17 protein-coding genes and 2 pseudogenes are annotated in these 18,268 nt (G+C 66.8%); 6 read left to right on the plus strand and 13 right to left on the minus strand.

Features of this window, described 5'->3' with window-relative positions; genetic code table 11:
* From A9W95_RS01705 to A9W95_RS28340, 3 genes and pseudogenes are all read right to left on the minus strand, one after another.
* Positions 1–519 (minus strand): Ig-like domain-containing protein (locus tag A9W95_RS01705; protein WP_253851523.1); only part of this gene is annotated, 519 nt, incomplete at its 3' end.
* Positions 520–640: 121 nt separating this feature from the next.
* Positions 641–1,222 (minus strand): annotated as a pseudogene (locus A9W95_RS28335) (beta-xylosidase); the annotation flags it as partial.
* 171 nt (positions 1,223–1,393) lie between these two features.
* Positions 1,394–1,606: pseudogene (locus tag A9W95_RS28340) on the minus strand (beta-xylosidase); the annotation flags it as partial.
* Positions 1,607–2,057: 451 nt separating this feature from the next.
* On the opposite strand from A9W95_RS28340, the gene gap reads away from it, so the two are divergent.
* Genes gap through tpiA form a run of 3 tightly spaced genes read left to right on the plus strand, consistent with a single transcriptional unit; the run spans position 2,058 to position 5,107 of the window.
* Positions 2,058–3,077, plus strand: coding sequence for a type I glyceraldehyde-3-phosphate dehydrogenase (gene gap, locus A9W95_RS01715; protein ID WP_067408924.1), 1,020 nt, complete (start codon positions 2,058–2,060; stop codon positions 3,075–3,077).
* Positions 3,078–3,089: 12 nt separating this feature from the next.
* On the plus strand, positions 3,090–4,325 hold the full coding sequence (gene pgk / locus A9W95_RS01720; RefSeq protein WP_067408925.1) for a phosphoglycerate kinase: 1,236 nt from the start codon (positions 3,090–3,092) through the stop codon (positions 4,323–4,325).
* Positions 4,322–5,107 (plus strand): triose-phosphate isomerase, encoded by a 786-nt coding sequence (gene tpiA / locus A9W95_RS01725; RefSeq protein ID WP_067408926.1) that lies wholly within the window; start codon positions 4,322–4,324, stop codon positions 5,105–5,107. The genes pgk and tpiA overlap by 4 nt, the downstream gene beginning before the upstream one ends.
* Positions 5,108–5,137: 30 nt before the next feature.
* Here the strand turns inward: tpiA and A9W95_RS27600 are convergent, their stop codons facing one another.
* The 5 genes from A9W95_RS27600 to A9W95_RS01750 form a co-directional block, all read right to left on the minus strand.
* Positions 5,138–6,208: an MAP_0585 family protein gene (locus tag A9W95_RS27600; RefSeq protein ID WP_253851524.1), complete on the minus strand. Its 1,071-nt coding sequence runs from the start codon at positions 6,206–6,208 to the stop codon at positions 5,138–5,140.
* A 58-nt stretch (positions 6,209–6,266) separates the two neighbouring features.
* Entirely contained in the window at positions 6,267–6,734 is a 468-nt protein-coding gene (locus A9W95_RS01735; RefSeq protein ID WP_067408927.1) for a lipoprotein LpqH, read from the minus strand.
* Positions 6,735–6,980: 246 nt separating this feature from the next.
* Entirely contained in the window at positions 6,981–7,268 is a 288-nt protein-coding gene (locus A9W95_RS01740) for a hypothetical protein (protein ID WP_067408962.1), read from the minus strand.
* A gap of 47 nt (positions 7,269–7,315) precedes the next feature.
* Entirely contained in the window at positions 7,316–10,081 is a 2,766-nt protein-coding gene (locus tag A9W95_RS01745) for an AAA family ATPase (RefSeq protein WP_067408928.1), read from the minus strand.
* A gap of 542 nt (positions 10,082–10,623) precedes the next feature.
* The gene (locus tag A9W95_RS01750) at positions 10,624–11,019 is read right to left on the minus strand and encodes a VOC family protein (RefSeq protein WP_067408929.1); all 396 of its coding nucleotides are present in this window, start codon (positions 11,017–11,019) and stop codon (positions 10,624–10,626) included.
* 133 nt (positions 11,020–11,152) lie between these two features.
* Here A9W95_RS01750 and A9W95_RS01755 point away from each other — a divergent pair, with 133 nt between their 5' ends.
* A complete protein-coding gene (locus A9W95_RS01755; RefSeq protein WP_067408930.1) occupies positions 11,153–11,719 on the plus strand; it encodes an FKBP-type peptidyl-prolyl cis-trans isomerase in 567 nt (188 codons plus the stop codon).
* Positions 11,720–11,732: 13 nt separating this feature from the next.
* Here A9W95_RS01755 and A9W95_RS01760 read toward each other — a convergent pair whose 3' ends face one another.
* Together A9W95_RS01760 and secG are read right to left on the minus strand one after the other, a co-directional pair.
* Positions 11,733–12,209, minus strand: coding sequence for a hypothetical protein (locus A9W95_RS01760; RefSeq protein ID WP_067408931.1), 477 nt, complete (start codon positions 12,207–12,209; stop codon positions 11,733–11,735).
* Positions 12,210–12,216: 7 nt separating this feature from the next.
* A complete protein-coding gene (gene secG, locus A9W95_RS01765) occupies positions 12,217–12,450 on the minus strand; it encodes a preprotein translocase subunit SecG (RefSeq protein ID WP_067408932.1) in 234 nt (77 codons plus the stop codon).
* A 70-nt stretch (positions 12,451–12,520) separates the two neighbouring features.
* On the opposite strand from secG, the gene ppc reads away from it, so the two are divergent.
* The gene (ppc, locus tag A9W95_RS01770; protein WP_067408933.1) at positions 12,521–15,328 is read left to right on the plus strand and encodes a phosphoenolpyruvate carboxylase; all 2,808 of its coding nucleotides are present in this window, start codon (positions 12,521–12,523) and stop codon (positions 15,326–15,328) included.
* Positions 15,329–15,344: 16 nt separating this feature from the next.
* Complete coding sequence (locus A9W95_RS01775; RefSeq protein WP_067408934.1) at positions 15,345–16,160, plus strand: DUF1206 domain-containing protein; 816 nt, start codon at positions 15,345–15,347, stop codon at positions 16,158–16,160.
* Between the two features lie 6 nt (positions 16,161–16,166).
* On the opposite strand, the gene A9W95_RS01780 is transcribed toward A9W95_RS01775, so the two are convergent.
* Genes A9W95_RS01780 through opcA form a run of 3 tightly spaced genes read right to left on the minus strand, consistent with a single transcriptional unit; the run spans position 16,167 to position 18,233 of the window.
* On the minus strand, positions 16,167–16,565 hold the full coding sequence (locus A9W95_RS01780; protein ID WP_067408935.1) for an ATPase: 399 nt from the start codon (positions 16,563–16,565) through the stop codon (positions 16,167–16,169).
* A gap of 16 nt (positions 16,566–16,581) precedes the next feature.
* Positions 16,582–17,325 carry a 6-phosphogluconolactonase gene (gene pgl / locus A9W95_RS01785; RefSeq protein ID WP_067408936.1) on the minus strand — a complete coding sequence of 248 codons (744 nt, stop codon included), beginning with the start codon at positions 17,323–17,325 and terminating at the stop codon, positions 16,582–16,584.
* On the minus strand, positions 17,322–18,233 hold the full coding sequence (gene opcA / locus A9W95_RS01790; protein WP_067408937.1) for a glucose-6-phosphate dehydrogenase assembly protein OpcA: 912 nt from the start codon (positions 18,231–18,233) through the stop codon (positions 17,322–17,324). Before opcA ends, pgl begins: the two co-directional genes overlap by 4 nt.
* Positions 18,234–18,268: the final 35 nt, after the last annotated feature.

The raw sequence follows: 18,268 nt of genomic DNA on the forward strand, positions 1-18,268 counted from the left end.
GCCCATCGAAGCCGGCATCACGCCGTCTTCACCCCAATGCGGCCGGTGGTGCGGTGCAGGCAGCGAGGGCGGCGGACCCTCCGGTGCGCCGTCGACGCTCACGGTGAAGGTGTGATTGGAGATGCTGGCGACGCCGATGACCGCTGGACCGGTTTTGAAGTCCGTCGCCACGGTGCCCACCGAAAGAGCCACCGTGCCGTGTGCGGGCCAGAATCGGTCGGGAACCCACTGCACGACGTGGTTGTCCAGCCATTCGAACCTGCCGGTCAGCCCGGGCGAGGAGGTGACTTGGATGGCCCGCTCGGCAGCGCGACGGTTGGCCGGGTCGGTCATGGGCGCTTTGAACGTCACTATGACGGGGTGCGCCACCCCGACTGTCTCACCGCGCCTCGGTAGGACCGACGCGACGGCAAATGCGTACGGGTTACTTGCAGCCGTCAGGCTTACCCCGCCCTGACTCGAAAGCACCGTCGCAGCAATTGCGATGACCGTGAGAAAACATCGAATAACCGCACGCATGACTCCGATTCCTTTATTAACGAAGTGCTGAATAGGAAAGTGACCGGGGAGCGTCGACGACGCTTTCGGCGCGCCCGCCGGCGCAGTGCGTGCGGCAGACGTCGGTGCGGCGGCGGCTGGTTCAGCTCGCGCCACCGCCGGCCGGGCCGGGCCGGAACGGCTGGCCGGGCACCGGGCCGCCGGCCGGTGCCGGACCGGTGGGGTCACCCTTGCCCGTGTAGCTCCCCGACATGTCGGTGATGGGAGCACCGGCCGGTACCGGCGCACCCGCCGGCACAGGCCCCAGCGCGATCAACGGAACCCCAGCCGGCATCGGCGCGACGACCGGCGCACCCACCGGCACCGGAGCACCGACGGGAACGGGGGCACCGACGGGAACGGGGGCGCCGACCGGCACGGGGGCGCCGACCGGCACGGGGGCGCCGACTGGAACTGGGGCGCCGACGGGGACGGGGGCGCCGACCGGGACCGGGGCACCGACCGGCACGGGGGCGCCGACCGGGACGGGGGCGCCGACTGGGACCGGGGCGCCGACCGGGACCGGGGCGCCCACCGGGACCGGAGCGCCCACCGGGACCGGCCCGGCAAGGTCAATGAGTGGCGCACCGGCCGGCACCGCGGGAACCGGACCCGGCACCACCACGGGCACCCCGGCCATGTCATTGAGCAGAGCGCTGGCCGTGCATACCTGGCCGCTGGCAGCCGGTGCAGGACCACCGGACGGTGTCGAACCACCACCTGGAGCAGGTCCTCCCGCTGGTGCGGGTCCGCCGGCGCCTCCCGGCGTGCCGGGCCCGCCGGACGCCGGTGCGGTGGCGGTGTCGCACGGGTAGCAGCCCGGGTGTGCCGGTGCGCCCGCCGCTCCCGCGCCGCCCGCTGCTCCAGCGCCACCGGCGGCGGCCGGTGCGCCGGCCGCTCCGGGTCCGCCGGCTGCCGGCGCCAGCTCGCCTGACTGCCCCTGATAGCAGGCGTAGCCGCCGCCGGTTTTGAACGGGCTGGCCGCAGCTTCCGGGCTCAACGCTAAGGCGATCCCACATAACCCAACGGTGGCAACAACTTTGATGTGCAACCGATCAAAGACCGTCATCAGCGTTGACTCCTCTTTATTCGCGCTCGGGTATCCGCAGTCGGTGCAGCAAACACGCATATGCCTTACTGAACTCGTGTCTAGCCGACCGAGACGATTGTCAGGAGCAAATGTGGAAGACATGCCGCGGCGCACCGCGTCGTTTCAAATTGTTACGTTTGGCCGGCCTCGGCAGCGGATAGCGGGCGCGAAACAGCCCGCGACACAGCCCTGGATGTGGATGTGACGGAGGGCACTTCAAATCTGCCGCAATCGGCCCCGACGGTCCTTTAATCTTCCAGGTGGAAGGGCATCACGGATGGTTGTCACACACGTCCGTCGGTGCCCTTCAACCATTCCGCGGACGTGCGCCACGTCACCCCCGTTGACCGGCCCGGCAAGGGTTTGCCGTACTCAACTAGGCTGACCACGAGCGGTTCTTTAGCCGAGTAATACGACAAGGGAGAAAGACGTGACGGTCCGAGTAGGCATTAACGGCTTTGGTCGAATCGGACGCAACTTTTACCGGGCCTTGCTGGCCCAGAAAGAGCATGGCGGCGCCGACCTCGAGGTGGTGGCGGTCAACGACATCACCGACAACAACACCCTGGCGCACTTGCTCAAGTTCGACTCGATCCTGGGCCGGTTGCCCTTTGACGTCAGCCTCGACGGTGAGGACACCATCGTCGTGGGTAACAACAAGATCAAGGCGCTGGCGTTGAAAGAGGGCCCGTCGGCGCTGCCCTGGGGAGACCTCGGCGTCGACGTCGTCGTCGAATCCACCGGTCTGTTCACCAATGCGGCCAAGGCCAAGGGGCACTTGGAGGCCGGCGCCAAGAAGGTGATCATCTCCGCCCCGGCGACCGACGAAGACATCACCATCGTGCTGGGCGTCAACGACGACAAATACGACGGCAGCCAGAACATCATTTCCAACGCCTCGTGCACCACCAACTGTCTGGCGCCCCTGGCCAAAGTGCTCGACGACGAATTCGGCATCGTGCGCGGCCTGATGACCACGATCCACGCCTACACCCAGGACCAGAACCTGCAAGACGGCCCGCACAAGGATCTGCGCCGCGCTCGTGCCGCCGCGCTGAACATCGTGCCGACCTCGACCGGCGCGGCGAAAGCGATCGGCCTGGTGATGCCCAACCTCAAGGGCAAGCTGGACGGGTACGCGCTGCGCGTGCCGATCCCCACCGGCTCGGTCACCGACCTGACCGCCGATCTGTCCAAGTCGGCCAGCGTGGAAGACATCAACGCAGCGTTCAAGGCCGCCGCTGAGGGCAAGCTCAAAGGCATTCTGAAGTACTACGACGCGCCCATCGTCTCCAGCGACATCGTCACCGATCCGCACAGCTCGCTGTTCGACTCGGGCCTGACCAAGGTGATCGACAGCCAGGCCAAGGTGGTCTCCTGGTACGACAACGAGTGGGGTTACTCGAACCGCCTCGTTGACCTGGTCGAGCTGGTCGGCAAGTCCCTGTAGGACAGGGCAGCCGTGGCTATTCCGACGCTGGAAGACCTGCTGTCCGACGGTGTTTCGGGTCGCGGCGTGTTGGTGCGCTGCGACCTGAACGTCCCGCTCGACGACGGCAAGATCACCGATCCCGGCCGGATCACTGCATCGGTCCCGACGCTGCGGGCGCTGGTGGAAGCCGGCGCCAAGGTGGTCGTCACCGCGCACTTGGGCCGCCCGAAGGACGGGCCAGACCCGAAGCTGTCGCTGGCACCGGTCGCCGCGGCGCTGGGGGAGCAGCTGGGTCGGCATGTGCAGTTGGCCGGTGACGTCGTCGGCGGCGACGCGTTGGCCCGCTCCGAGGGTTTGACCGACGGTGACGTCCTGTTGCTGGAGAACGTCCGCTTCGATGCGCGAGAAACCAGCAAGGACGACGGGGAACGCTTGGCACTGGCCCGGCAGCTGGCCGAATTGGTCAGTCCTGGTGGCGCATTCGTATCCGACGGCTTCGGTGTCGTGCACCGCAAGCAGGCGTCGGTGTACGACGTCGCCACTTTGTTGCCGCACTATGCCGGCACCTTGGTCGCCGACGAGGTGCGGGTGCTCGAGCAGTTGACCAGCTCGACCGAGCGGCCGTATGCGGTGGTGCTCGGCGGATCGAAGGTGTCGGACAAGCTGGGCGTCATCGAGTCCCTGGCGACCAAGGCCGACAGCATCGTCATAGGCGGCGGAATGTGCTTCACATTCCTTGCCGCACAGGGACATTCGGTCGGCAAGTCGCTGCTGGAAGAGGAGATGATCGACACCTGCCGCCAGCTGCTGGAGACTTACCACGACGTGCTGCGGTTGCCTGTCGACATTGTCGCGACCGAGAAGTTCGCCGCCGACTCCCCGCCCCGGACGGTGGACGCCGACGCCATCCCGGACGACTTGATGGGATTGGACATCGGGCCGGGCTCGGTCAAGCGGTTCACCAACCTGTTGTCCAATGCCAGGACCGTCTTCTGGAATGGGCCGATGGGCGTCTTCGAATTCCCGGCTTACGCCGCGGGCACCAAGGGGGTCGCGGAGGCCATCGTCGCCGCCACCGGCAAGGGTGCGTTCAGCGTGGTCGGCGGGGGAGACTCGGCGGCCGCGGTACGCGCGCTCAATATCGGCGAGGACGCGTTCTCCCACATCTCCACCGGAGGTGGCGCGTCGCTGGAATACCTTGAGGGCAAGACACTTCCGGGCATCGCAGTGCTCGGGGAGCCGCAGCCGACCGGAGGAGACTCGTGACGCGCAAGCCGTTGATCGCCGGCAACTGGAAGATGAATCTCAACCACTTCGAGGCGATCGCGCTGGTGCAGAAGATCGCGTTCTCGCTGCCGGACAAGTACTACGACAAGGTCGACGTCGCGGTGATCCCGCCGTTCACCGATCTGCGCAGCGTGCAGACCCTGGTGGACGGGGACAAGCTACGCCTGACCTATGGCGCACAAGACGTCTCGCAACACGACTCCGGTGCCTACACCGGTGAGATCAGTGGGGCATTTTTGGCCAAGCTCGGCTGCACCTACGCCGTGGTCGGCCACTCCGAGCGGCGCACCTATCACCACGAATCCGACTCCCTGGTCGCCGCCAAGGCCGCCGCGGCGCTCAAGCACGAACTGACCCCGATCGTCTGCATCGGCGAGCACCTCGAGGTCCGGGAAGCCGGAAATCACTTAGAGCACAACCTCGAACAGCTACGCGGCTCGCTGGGCGGCCTGTCCGCCGAGCAGATCGGCCACGTCGTCATCGCCTACGAACCGGTCTGGGCCATCGGCACCGGACGGGTAGCCAGCTCCGCCGACGCCCAAGAGGTGTGTGCGGCGATCCGCAAGGAACTGGGCTCGCTGGCCTCACCGCAGATCGCCGACAGTGTCCGGGTGCTCTACGGCGGCTCGGTGAACGCCAAGAACGTCGGCGACCTGGTGGCCCAAGAAGACGTCGACGGCGGCCTCGTCGGTGGTGCGTCCCTGGACGGGGAGCAGTTCGCGACGCTGGCGGCTATCGCCGCCGGGGGGCCCCTGCCCTAGCGCGACCGGAGCCCGACCGGCCCTTCCCGTTCAGTACAGCGGGGCCCAAATGCCGTCGAACCAGTAGCCCCAACCACCGTATTGCCAGTTAAACACCGGAATCACGGTGTAGGTGTTGTAGGTGAACGGTGCGAAGAAGCGCTGTCCGTAGCTCACGTCGCGCGGCGGTCCGACCCAGGGACGGTTCCAACCACCGGGAGGCGGCGGGCCGTTCCAGCCACCAGCGGGCGGCGGACCTTCCCAGTTGGGCGGGGGATAGCCAGGCGGCGGGCCGTCGTTCCAGCCGTAGCCACTCGGCCGCGGTGGGGTGGGTGCTCCGCGCCCCGGGATCCAGAAGCCGGTTGGCAAGTCGACGGGGCCGCCATACTGCGGGTTGCCGCGAGGGATGTCACCGCGCGGCGGATAGTACGGCGGGTGGTCCGGCTGCTTGGGCGGCGCGTCGAGCACCGGTGTCCCATAGCCGCCCTGGCCGGTGGGTTGCGGTGTGCCGCCGCCCCATGGTCCGGCTCCGGTGGGTTGCGGTGTGCCGCCGCCCCATGGTCCGGCTCCGGTGGGTTGTGGCGTGCCGCCACCCCACGGTCCGGCTCCGGTCGGCTGCGGCGCGCCGCTGCCCCACGGCCCGGTCGGCGACGGTTGCGGCGTGCTGCCGCCCCATTGCCCGGTAGGCGATGGCTGGGGCGTGCTGCCACCCCATTGCCCAGTCGGCGACGGTTGCGGCGTGCTGCCGCCCCAGGTTGAGGTCGCCGTCGGCTGCGGCGCCATCGTCGTCGTCCACCCGGTCGTCGGGGGAGTGGTGGGTTGCGGCGCGCCGCTCCACGTCGTCGGCGGTGCCGAGGCGGTCGGCTTTGGCGCCGGACTGGTAACTGTCGCTGTCGCCGAGGGTCTGCCCGCTCCGGGAACACTCGAACTCGGCGGCGGCACGGTACCGGTACCTCCGTAACCCGGGCCGGGATTGGCCGGACTGGTGCCGCCGCTACAGGCTTTGTTCCAGTTCGGGCAGGGCGACGGGTCGGAGCTGGCGAAGCCCGCATCCAACGCCGTCGCATACATCCCCAGGCCCGCGGCAACGGCCGCCGCTGCGGCCAGGCGTTTCATGGTCATTGGTTACATCCCCCTCTAGGGCTTCTACCCGAACGCTGTGTGTGGGCGTGCGCTCCCACTACGGGCACGTGACGGAAAACTCGAACGACTTCGATACCTGCTTTGGCTCCTGCGGATTGCTCAAGTCGGGCCCCACTGCGGTGCCCTTGATCTGCAACGACTTGCCGCTGGCCGCGGCTCCGGCGTTGCCGCCTTGGCCTGGCGCGGCGTCGGAGAAACCGAGCGTGACGCCGTCGACGGTCCCCAGTCCGACCGCATGCACGATCGGCGGGTTGTCCTTGCTGACCACCGCGCCAATACCGTTGGCCGCGTCGCCGATACCGACGTTGATGTTGTCGCCGTTCGGGTTGCAAGTCACCGGACCGGTGACGTTCAGGTTCTTGCCGTCGACGATGACCTGCGGTGGGGCGGCCGCCGGCGCCGGCGGGTTCGATGCTCCCTGGTTCGACTTGTTACTCGAACAACCGGCACAGCTCGCCACCACGATGCCTACGCTGGCTACGCCGACGACGATCCCACGCTTCACCGCTGCTCTCCTCTGTATCGGGGGTGTCTGCTCTCGCGACACCTCAACATCGGCAAAAGTCACTTGCGGTCCGACCCTTTTTGTTCCGGATGAATGTCGCCACCTCGACGTCGATCTCACGCGCCGACGACGCCACACCACCCGCACGATGGCTATCAGCTAAGGCCCGGACGGCCAGCCGATCAATTAGGGATTTCCCTACACTTTCGGTAACGCGGGTCTTGTCTGCGTTTGCAGCCGTGCCGGCTACGTGTGCACCCAGCCGATGGCTTTGCTGATGCGTTCGGCTGGCGCGTTGGCGTCGTTGCATACCTGCGCGACAGTGTTCGCCGATTCCGCGGCGAAGACGCCGAATGCGTATTCGTCTGCCGGTATGGCCATGGCCATCAGCAGTCGCACCTCGGCGCCGCGGGCCGAGATCGCGGTGGCATGGTCGGCGAGGAGTCCGGCGATGTCGACGATGGTCTGCACGGGCGCTTGCGGTCCGTACCATTCGACCAGGAACTGCTCCGGGTGCGCGCCACTGTTCGCCATCGTCATGACGTTAACCAGGTCGGTGGGCCCTCACATCAGGGATTTTCCTACTCATATGGAATCTCAACCTCCGCACGGAGCACTCGGTGCAATTCCGTACGGGAGCGGATCTTCAGTTTGCGATAGACGTGAGTGAGGTTGACCTCGACGGTTTTCGGACTGATGAACATCGCCGCGGCGATGTCCTGGTTGGTCATGCCGGAAAGCGCCAGATCGGCGACCCGCTTCTCGGTCGGCGTGAGCGAGGTGGAAGGGCGTTTACCCGAGCGACATCGCGCCAGTTCGGCTTGGGCGCGCTCAGACCATGCCCGCGTGCCGAGTTGCTCGAAAGTTCGTAGCGCCTCTTGCAAGGTGGCAACGGCATTGTCGCGCTGGCGTTGTCGTCGTTGCAGTTGGCCCAGCAGCAGTTGGGTCCGGGCGTGTTCGAACGGCATGGGCAAGCGCTGGTGTTCGGCCAGCGCGACCTCGGCGGTCGCGGTTGCTGCGGCGAGTTCGCCGCGACCGGCTTGCAGCATGGCTCGGCAACGCGCAGCCAGCGCCAGTGTCCAGGCGCGGTCCAGCCGGCGGCCATTGCGTTCCAGCGTGTCAATCAGCGGCTCGGCGTCGTCGAGCCGACCCAGGCCGACCATCGCCTCAACGGCTTCCGGCACGAACGAGGAGGTGATCACTTCGCTGGCGTCCGGGAATATCTGCACCATCGGCAGCAGGGGTTCGAGTGCACTGAGCGCTTCGTGGTAGTCCCCACAGGACACACCGATGAATCCGGCGAGGGTGGCGGGCCATTCCGCCAGCCGCCTAGAGCCGCAGCGTTGAGCAGCCGCAATGGCATCGTCGAGGTCGCGGCGAGCCTCGTCGAAGCGACCGGCGTGCGCGGCCACCGCGGCCCGCAGGGTCAGTGCGATGAACAAAGGCAAGTCCCCGCCGAGCTGCGTTGCCCGTTCCATCGTCTCGTCGGCGAGTTGGGCCGCGCTGGGCAGATCGCCGAGCCAGATGTCGATCAAGGTGCGGTGGAACCCGACGAAGATCAACTCGCCTTCTTCACCGGAAATGGTGCATTGGTGGTGCAGCGCCGCAAGCCCCTCGCGTCCGGCGTGAAGTTCACCCGTCCACGCGCGCAACAGAATCACTTGCACCTGCGGTCGAAAAGGCACCGGAAGCCGGCGGTTGGGGACCCCTGCGGATACGGCGCGTTCCAAGGCCGCATGATCGACGCCGCGGCCGGCCATGAAATCCATCATCGCCCGCATCCCAAGGGCGGAGCTGCACAATTCTGCCAGGTCGAGCTCATCGGCCTCGGCGACGGCGCGCTGCACGTGCTCATAACCTTGAGCGAGCTGTCCGGCATTGAGCAGTGCGTAGGACGATGAGATCAGGGTGCGCACCCGCAGGCTGGGGTCGAGGTCGGCGTCGGCCAGCGCCGACGCGAAGATCTCCGCCGCTTCGGGGAAGCTGTCGTCGTAGAGGCGAACCAGACCCAGTTGATGCAGAGCCTCGGCACGCGCGGCGCCCTGCGGGAGCCCGTCGAGCACCTCTTCGAGCATCTGCCGTGCCGAACCGGGGTTGCTCGCATCGAAATGGTCAGTGGCGCAACGAATCCGGCGCGCCGGATCATCGGCGCCCAGTGCGATGGCGAGCTCGAGCAGTTCGGCGGCGGCGGCGGGCGCTCCGCGTCGGCGCGCGATGTCGGCGGCCATGTCGAGCGCCGCCACGGTCGCTGGTTCGGCGGTGGTGCTGGACAGGGCCAAGTGCCGAGCCTTCAATTCGGGATCGTCGACCAGCTCGGCCAGCCGGCGATGCATGTCGCGACGGCGACGCGGCGACGCCTCGCTGTAGACGCCGTGCGACAGGATCGGGTGGGTGAAGCGCAACCGGTGGCCGTCGATGGCCACCACGCGGTGGGCTTCGGCTTCACTGAGGGATTCGGCGAGGCGGTCCGGGGTGGTGCGGGCGGCGCGGGCCACCACCGAGGTCGTGGGATCAGGCAAGCTGGCCATGGCCAGCAGCGCTTCTTCCGCGCCGGCACTGACTCGCCGGACCCGCCCGCTCACCACCTCGTCGAGACTGTGCGGCAAGCCCGCTGCCGAACTGTCGAGTGCCGGACCCATTTGTCGCGCCAGCTCCAAGGCGAACAGCGGATTGCCATCAGAGATCTGGTGCAGACGCAGCAGCGTGGGCCGTGGGAAAGACGTACCCAGGCGAACCAGCAACACCTGCCGCAGCTCGGCTAAGGTCAACGGCTGCAAACGAATCCGATGTACGTCGTCGAGTTTTGGCAGCCGCAGCTGCGGTCCAGGCTCTTCGGTACGAACGGTGCACAAGAGGGCGGCTCCCACGGGAAGTCGTCGCGCCGCGAAGGACACCGCGTTCGCGCTGGAGGCATCCACCCATTGCAGGTCGTCGATCGCAATCAACACGGGTCGGTCAGCGGCAAGGTGGCGGATGACGGACACAAACGCCGCTGCCACCGCTCGCGGGTCGATGTCGTCACCGTCGAGGCGGCGACGCAGCAGCGCACCGTCCAAGGCATGTTGTTGTGGCTCAGGCAGGTTCGCCCAACTAGATTCGTCGATTTCGCTCAGCAAATCCGCTAGCACGCTGTAAGCCATTACCGACTCGGCGCCGGCGGCTCGACAACTCAGGGTTTGAATGCCGTTCCGTCGGGCGCATTCCAGGGCTTCCAGCCACAACGTTGTCTTTCCGATGCCTGCGTCGCCTTCGAGGATCAGCGCCCGAGGCTCGCGTGGGACTGCGCCGATGAACTCGCGTAGCGCCTGCTCTTCTGCTTGCCGGCCGACGACGTGTCCCAGCACCATCCCGAACCCCCGGTCCCCTCTTAGCCGGCCGCATCGGGCAAAGGCCCGCTCAGGCCGCCAGTAACCGGTAGGTTGAGCGCGCCCGACACCCTTGTACTGTGACATCTTTCCCGGCCACCGGCAATAATTGCGGCGCAGTACGTCCGCTATTGACGATTCGCACTGGTATGGCACCGGCCGGCCGAACCGCCGTCACCGACTTCGGGCAAACATAGAAATCCGTCCGGGAATGACGCGAGCAAAGTTGCGCGGCCTGTCGAACGGGCGGTTGGACGCACAGTTGGCATCGCCGAGAGGGCTGGCGCCGCACCGCAGCACTCCCATGATCCGGTCAACGGTCCTGCGGCAGACGGGGCTTGCCTTGGGTGAATCGGACGCCACGGGATCCGCGAATCTCAAGATCAAGGGTCACCGGAACCGACCAGCGTGAGACCAGCACCCCGCGGCGAGCCAAGTCACTCCCGAACTGGTGTCAGAGCTACTTGATCAACCTTCGCCAACGTTTCGACTCTTGTTAGCCGGAATGCACCTGTGCGGGGGTTCTAGGCGGCTTGCGGGTCCATCCAGAAGATCTGCCAAGAGTGGCCATCCGGGTCGTCGTAACTGCGGCCGTACATGAACCCCTCATCCTCGGTGTCACCGGCGGTGCCGCCGGCGGCAATAGCGCGGTCCACCAGTGCGTCCACCGCGGCACGGCTTTCGACGCTCAGACACACGACGCACTCTTTGGCCTTGGACGCGTCGGTGGTTTCGACGGGATGGAAGCTGTCGAAGAATGCGGTCTGAGTCAGCAAGGCGAACTGATTCTCGCCCAGCACCAGCGCGAGGGCTCGTTCGTCGCAGAACGCCTCGTTGAACGTGTAACCGAGGTCGGTGAAGAAGGTTCGCGAGCGCTCGATGTCGGCGACGGGCAGGTGGACGAAGATGGTGGCGTGCATCGGTGGCTCCTGTGGTCCGCGGCACTCGCTCTCGACTGCCGTCCCACGGTTGGACCGGCCAGGCCGCCGAAACTCATCGGCTGAGCGGCGACAGACCGGCCGCCATCAGAGGAAGGCAATCGGCATCTGTAGCGTGACGGCCGTGACTTTCTCGCGGAACTACTCCTTCGTCGCGCTGGCAGCCTGTGTCGCGGCAACCTTGCTGCCTTTCGCCGCGCCGGGCCCGGCGGCCGCGGCCGGTTCCTGCCCAACGGCGGCACCACAGAACGGCGCAGCGCCGGACTGGACGCTGAACGGCACCACCGGCAGCGTCGCGATCACCGGGTCCACCGACACGACAGCACCGCGGGTAAACGTCACCACCCCGTTCAGCGTCAACCAGACCCAAGTGCACACCTTGCAGGCCGGAAACGGGCCGATCGTCTCGAACATCGCCCGGGTCTCCGTCTGCTACATGGGCGTCAACGGACGCGACGGATCGATCTTCGACAACAGCTACGAACGGGGCGCCCCGGTCGACTTCCCGCTCACCGGCGTCATCACCGGCTTCCAGAAGGCCATCGCCGGACAGAAGGTCGGGTCCACGGTCGGGGTTGCAATGACGCCGGCGGACGGCTACCCCGAAGGCCAGCCCAGCGCCGGAATCCGACCGGGCGACTCGCTCGTGTTCGCGATCAAAATCCTCAGCGCCGCCGGCTGAGCGGCGCCATCGGTCAGATGGCGATCAGCACCAGCAAGAACAGCAAGAGGAACGGCACGGCCACCAAGATCGCCAGCACCGCGAGCAGGATGCTCACGCCGTTGTAGGGCTGCGGTGGATAACCCAGCGCGCCGGGGCTGAAAGCCCACACCGGCGCCTTGTACTCCAGTTCGGTCAGACGACCCGGATAGACGTCCACCACGGTGTCGGCCGCCCCGATTTTCGAAGGCAGCAGATACGGCACATGCACGTGGACGCGGTGTCGGCCAGGCTGGGCCGGCAGCACGGCGCGGCCCCAGCCGGTGACCGGTGCCTCGTAGCCGTCAATCAAAACCTTGGGCTTGAACAGCGCCAGCATGAAGGACAGCGGCGAAAAATGCGTGGTGACGGCGATGCCGGGGTGCGGCTGCCCAAACTGCTGCGGTCCGGGAACCCGCGCGCCGAAGGGCTGCTGGGGCCGGTACGGCTGGCCGTACAGCGGGTAGTTCAAGAGCCGATCAGCGGTACTTGATCAGCAGGGCCATGCCGATGATGGACACCAGCCAGATACCAGTGATGAACAGCGTCAACCGGTCCAGGTTCTTCTCCACCACCGTCGACCCGGACAGGCTGGACTGCACCCCACCGCCGAACAGCGTCGAGAGGCCGCCACCCTTCGCCCGGTGGAGCAGCACCAGCAACACGACCAGCACGCTGGTGACCACCAAGGTGATCTGCAGGGCCAATTCCATGACCGGCAGCCTACCGAACGCGAAGGGAGACGACAGGCGCCGGGCAGGAAGGTCGCTAATACTGGGACGCATGGTTGAGGTATCCGACACCGCACTCGAGCCCATCGGCGACGTCCATCGGACCAAGCTGGGCCGTGATGCGACCGAGCCGATGCGGGCCGACATCAGGCTGCTGGGCGCCATCCTGGGTGACACCGTGCGCGAACAGAACGGCGACGAGGTGTTCGAGCTTGTCGAGCGCGCGCGGGTGGAGTCGTTCCGGGTGCGGCGGTCGGAGATCGACCGCTCCGAGGTGTCACGCATGTTCGAAGGTATCGACATCCACCAAGCCATCCCGGTCATCCGGGCGTTCAGCCACTTCGCGCTGCTGGCCAACGTCGCCGAAGACATCCACCGGGAGCGGCGCCGCGCCATTCATGTCGCCGCCGGTGAACCGCCGCAGGACAGCAGCCTGGCCGCGACCTACCGCAAACTCGACGCCGCGCAGCTGGATCCGGCCACGGTGGCCGAGGCGCTGACCGGTGCCGTGGTGTCCCCGGTCATCACCGCTCACCCCACCGAAACCCGTCGGCGCACCGTGTTCGTCACCCAGCGCCGCATCACCGAGTTGATGCGGCTGCACGCCGAAGGGCACACCCAAACCGACAACGGCCGCAGCATCGAATCGGAGTTGCGCCGCCAGGTCCTGACCCTGTGGCAGACCGCGCTGATCCGGTTGTCGCGCCTGCAGATCGACGACGAGATCGCCGTCGGGCTGCGGTTGTACTCATCGGCTTTTTTCGAGGTGCTTCCGATAGTCAACGCCGAAGTCCGCCAAGCGCTGCGGCAGCGGTGGCCCGATGCCGATCTGCTTTCCGAGCCCATCCTGCAGCCCGGCTCCTGGATCGGTGGGGACCGCGATGGCAACCCCAACGTGACCGCCGAGGTGGTGCGGCTGGCCACCGGCGGCGCCGCCTACACCGCCTTGGCGCACTACCTGGCCGAACTCACCGCCCTGGAGCAGGAGCTGTCCATGTCGTCCCGGCTGCTCAGCGTCACCCCTGAGCTGGAGGCGCTGGCCGAGGCCTGCCAGGAGAAGGCTCGCTCCGACGAACCGTATCGACGGGCGGTCCGGGTCATCCGGTCCAGGCTCAGCGCGACGGCCGCCGCCATCCTCGACGAAGAACCCCAGCACACACTTGACCTCGGTCTGCCGGCTTACGACACCCCGGCCGAGCTCCGAGCCGACCTCGACACCATCGATGCGTCGCTGCGGACCCACGGCAGCGCGCTGCTGGCCGATGACCGGCTCGCGTTGCTGCGCGAAGGGGTGCACATCTTCGGTTTCCACCTGTCCGGCCTGGACCTGCGGCAGAACTCCGATGTGCACGAGGAAGTCGTCGCCGAGCTGCTGGCCTGGGCAGGTGTGCACCACGACTACACCTCGTTGCCCGAAGACCAACGGGTCGAGCTGTTGGCCGCCGAACTCGCCACCCGACGCCCCTTGGTGCGAGCCGGGGCGAAACTCTCCGACCTGGCCCGCAAAGAGCTGGACATCGTCAAGGCCGCCGCCCACGCGGTGCACAGGTACGGCCCGGCCGCGGTGCCCAACTACGTCATCTCCATGTGCCGGTCGGTGTCCGACATGTTGGAGGCCGCGATCTTGCTCAAGGAAGCCGGGCTGCTGGACGCCTCCGGCGACGAGCCGTACTGCCCGGTCGGTATCTCGCCGTTGTTCGAGACGATCGACGACCTACACAACGGTGCGGCGATCGTGCAGGCGATGCTCGATCTCCCGGTGTATCGCGGCATGATCACCGCCCGCGGTGACATCCAGGAAGTGATGCTCGGCTACTCCGACTCCAATAAGGACGGTGGCTATCTGGCTTCCAGCTGGGCGGTCTACCGCGCCGAGCTGGCCCTGGTCGAGGCGGCCCGCAAGGCCGGGATTCGGTTGCGGCTGTTCCACGGTCGCGGCGGTACCGTGGGGCGCGGCGGCGGGCCAAGCTACCAGGCCATCCTCGCCCAGCCGCCCGGGGCGGTGAACGGCTCGTTGCGGCTGACCGAACAGGGCGAAGTGATCGCCGCCAAGTATGCCGAACCCCAGATGGCCCGTCGCAACCTGGAGAGCCTGCTGGCCGCCACCCTGGAATCGACCCTGCTCGATGTCGAGGGCCTCGGTGACGAAGCCGAGCCGGCCTACGCGGTGCTCGACGAGGTGGCCGGCCTGGCGCAGCGCGCCTACGCCGAATTGGTGCACGACACACCGGGATTCGTGGAGTACTTCAAGGCGTCCACACCGGTCAGTGAGATCGGCTCGCTCAACATCGGCAGCCGCCCGAGCTCACGCAAACCCACCGAGTCGATCTCCGACCTGCGGGCCATCCCATGGGTCCTGGCGTGGAGCCAATCGCGGGTGATGCTGCCTGGCTGGTATGGCACCGGCACGGCCTTCGAGCAGTGGATCGCGGCGGGGCCGGAAAGCCGTGAGGAGCGCCAGCAGACCCTGCATGACCTGTATCAGCGCTGGCCGTTTTTCCGCAGCGTGCTGTCCAACATGGCGCAAGTGCTGGCCAAGAGCGACTTGGGCCTGGCCGCCCGGTACGCCGAGTTGGTGGACGATGAGTCGTTGCGGCACAGGGTTTTTGACAAGATCGTCGACGAGCACCACCGCACCATCACCATGTACAAGCTGATCACCGGTCAAGACGATCTGCTTGCCGACAATCCGGCGCTGGCCCGCTCGGTGTTCAACCGGTTTCCTTACCTGGAGCCGTTGAACCATTTGCAGGTCGAGTTGTTGCGCCGGTACCGCTCGGGTGAGGACGACGAGTTGGTGCAGCGCGGCATCCTGTTGACGATGAATGGGTTGGCCAGCGCGTTACGCAACAGCGGATAACGGGCATCCGGGCCAGATGTCCGACAACGCGACGTCTGTCTCCCCGGCCGACTTGGCCCAGAACAGGGTCTTCGAACGATTGGCTCGGGCGGGCTTTGTCGCGAGCGGGCTGTTGCACCTGATCGTCGGCTACCTGGCCATCCGGGTCGCCTTCGGTGACAGAAGCAGTGCGGATCAGTCCGGGGCGCTGGCGGCCTTGGCGACCAAACCGGGCGGGACCTTCGCCTTATGGATCGCCGCCATCACACTCCTGACGTTGGGTATGTGGCGATTGATCGAAACCTTTCTGGGCCGCGCGACCGATCGAGCGCGCGACGGCTCGTCGTCGTCGGGAGTGCTGGACCGGGCGAAGGCGTTCGGGGTCGCGGCGGTCTATCTGGCATTCGCCTACTCCACGTTCGGATTCGCCCGCGGCACAGGCAAGTCCGCCAGTGAGCAGAATTCGACGGTCAGTGCGCGGCTGATGCAGAACACCGCGGGCACTGTCGCGCTCATCGCCTGCGGCTTGATCGTCGTCGGCGTCGGCGTCTACCACATCCACAAGGGCGCCAGCCGCAACTTCCTCGACGACTTGCACGGCCGGTCCGGAAACCTGGTGCGACGACTGGGCACGGTCGGTTATATCGGTAAGGGTGCAGTGATCGCCGCCGCCGGTGCGCTGGTCGTGGTCGCCGCGCTGCGCTCGGAGCCCAAGAAGGCCACCGGACTCGATGGCGCCCTGAAAACGCTTGGCGCACAACCGTACGGAGTGGCGCTGTTGATTGTCGCCGGACTAGGGATCATCACCTACGGGCTGTACTGCTTTGCGTTGGCCCGGCGCACCAAGATGTGAGGCGGACTACCGCACGGTGCGATTACGCAACCGGTCCAGCACGCCCCGGACCGCATGCTCGGTGACCGAGATCGGCGACATCAACGTCTCGCTCATGGTCACGATGTCGTCGATGCGCGCGACAATCGCTTCCACCGGCTCGACGAGGACGATCAGCCGCTTGGCCAGGTCGTCCAGGCTCGACAGTGTTCCGTCCAGGTGATCCAGGCCGGTCTCCATCCGCTCGACCGTGGCGTTGAGGTTCGACAGTGACTGGTTGAGCTGCTGCATGGTGCTGCTCAGACCGTCGAGCACGTCTTCAACCTGCTCCACCGTCTTGTCAGCGTTCAACGCGGCCTGAGTCAGAGTCTTGAGTCGGCTTCGCTCGGGCCCGCCGCGCATGGTTCTGTCTGCCATGGGGGTCATTATGACCCCGACGCGTTCAGCCAGGAAGCTTGGCCGCGGCGTCCTGGTCGAGCAGCCACAGCGTCGCCTCGCGGCCCACCGCTCCGGCCGCCGGCAACGACACCGGGTCGGCCCCGCCGATCGCGGCGGCCACCGCGTCGGCTTTGCCGCCGCCGGACACCAACAGCCATACCTGTCGAGACCGCTGAACAGCGGGCAGCGTCAATGTAATTCGCTGGGGCGGCGGCTTGGGCGAGTCGTCGACTGACACCACCATGCGGGTGGTCTCGCGCACCGCCGCGGTGTCGGGGAACAACGAATTGATATGACCTTCCGGGCCCACACCCAGTAGGTGCACGTCGAAGTTCGGGACCGGTTCGCCGCCGTCGGCGTTGGCGGCCAGCAATTGCTCGTAGGCCAGCGCCGCCGCATCGAGGTCGCCGCCGAACTCACCGTCGCTGGCGGCCATCGGGTGCACCTGGCTGGCGGGAATGTCCACGTGATCCAGCAACGCCTCCCGGGCCTGCTTTTCGTTGCGCTCGTCGTCGTCTTCGGAGACGTAACGTTCGTCCCCCCAGAACAAGTGCACCCTCGACCAGTCGATGTCGGTCGACCGGGAGCGCAGGTACTTCATCAGGGCGTTGCCGTTGCCGCCGCCGGTCAGCACGATGAGCGCCCGCCCCCGATCCGCGATGGCGGACCGGATGACTTCGATCAGGCGGTCGCCGGCCGCCGATACCAAGGCGTCGCTGTCCGGGAACACTTGCACGTCGGGGCTCACACGTACTCCACTTTCTTGATGCCTTCGAGCGCGTCGTGGTAGATCTCGTCGGCGTCGAGCCGACGCAGGTCCTCGGCCAGGCACTCGCCGGTTTCCCTGCGCGCCAACGGAACCAGGGCGTCTGGCCGGGCCGTACGGCTCAGGGTGGCCGTCACCCCCTCCTGGGGGCGGCTCAACACGATGGTTTCGCTCTTGCGCGCCAGTTCGACCTTCAGGTCTCCGACCGCCCGGCGCACCGGACCGTCGATCCGGCTGGCCAGCCAGCCGGCCAACACGTCAAGCGCCGGTTCGGTTTTCAAGCCCGACACCAGTGCGGATTCGATCGGCTCGTGCGGCGGCTGGTCGACGGCAGAGGTCAGCAACGCCCGCCAGTACGTGATACGGCTCCAGGCCAGATCGGTGTCCCCGTCGGTGTAACCGGGCAACCGGCTCTTGATCGCCGACAACGGGTCGGTGCCGTTGGTGGCATCGGTTATCCGGCGAATAGCCAACTTGCCCAGGGGATCCTCGGCTGGTTTCGCTGGGGCGATGTCGGGCCACCACGCCACCACCGGGATGTCCGGCAGCAGGAAGGGGATGACGACGCTGTCGGCGTGATTGGCCAGCGGCCCGGACAGTTGCAGAATGACGACTTCGCCCGCGCCCGCGTCGGCGCCGACGCGCAGCTGGGCGTCCAGGCGCGCCTGGTCGGCGTAGGGGTCACCGCGCATTGCGACGATGATGCGACTGGGGTGTTCGTGGCTGGCGTCGTTGGCGGCCTTGATGGATTCTTCGAGGACGGCGTCGCTGTCGGGCACGATGATCAGCGTCAGCACCCGCCCCATCGTGACGGCGCCGATCTCGTCACGCAGCTTGTCGAGCTTCTTGTTGATCGCCGTCGTGGTGGTTTCCGGCAGGTCGACAATCATGTGCGCCGCTCCTCCTCATCGCTTCGCTCTGCATC

This window comes from Mycobacterium sp. 1423905.2 (assembly GCF_001673155.1).
Classification (GTDB): Bacteria; Actinomycetota; Actinomycetes; order Mycobacteriales; family Mycobacteriaceae; genus Mycobacterium.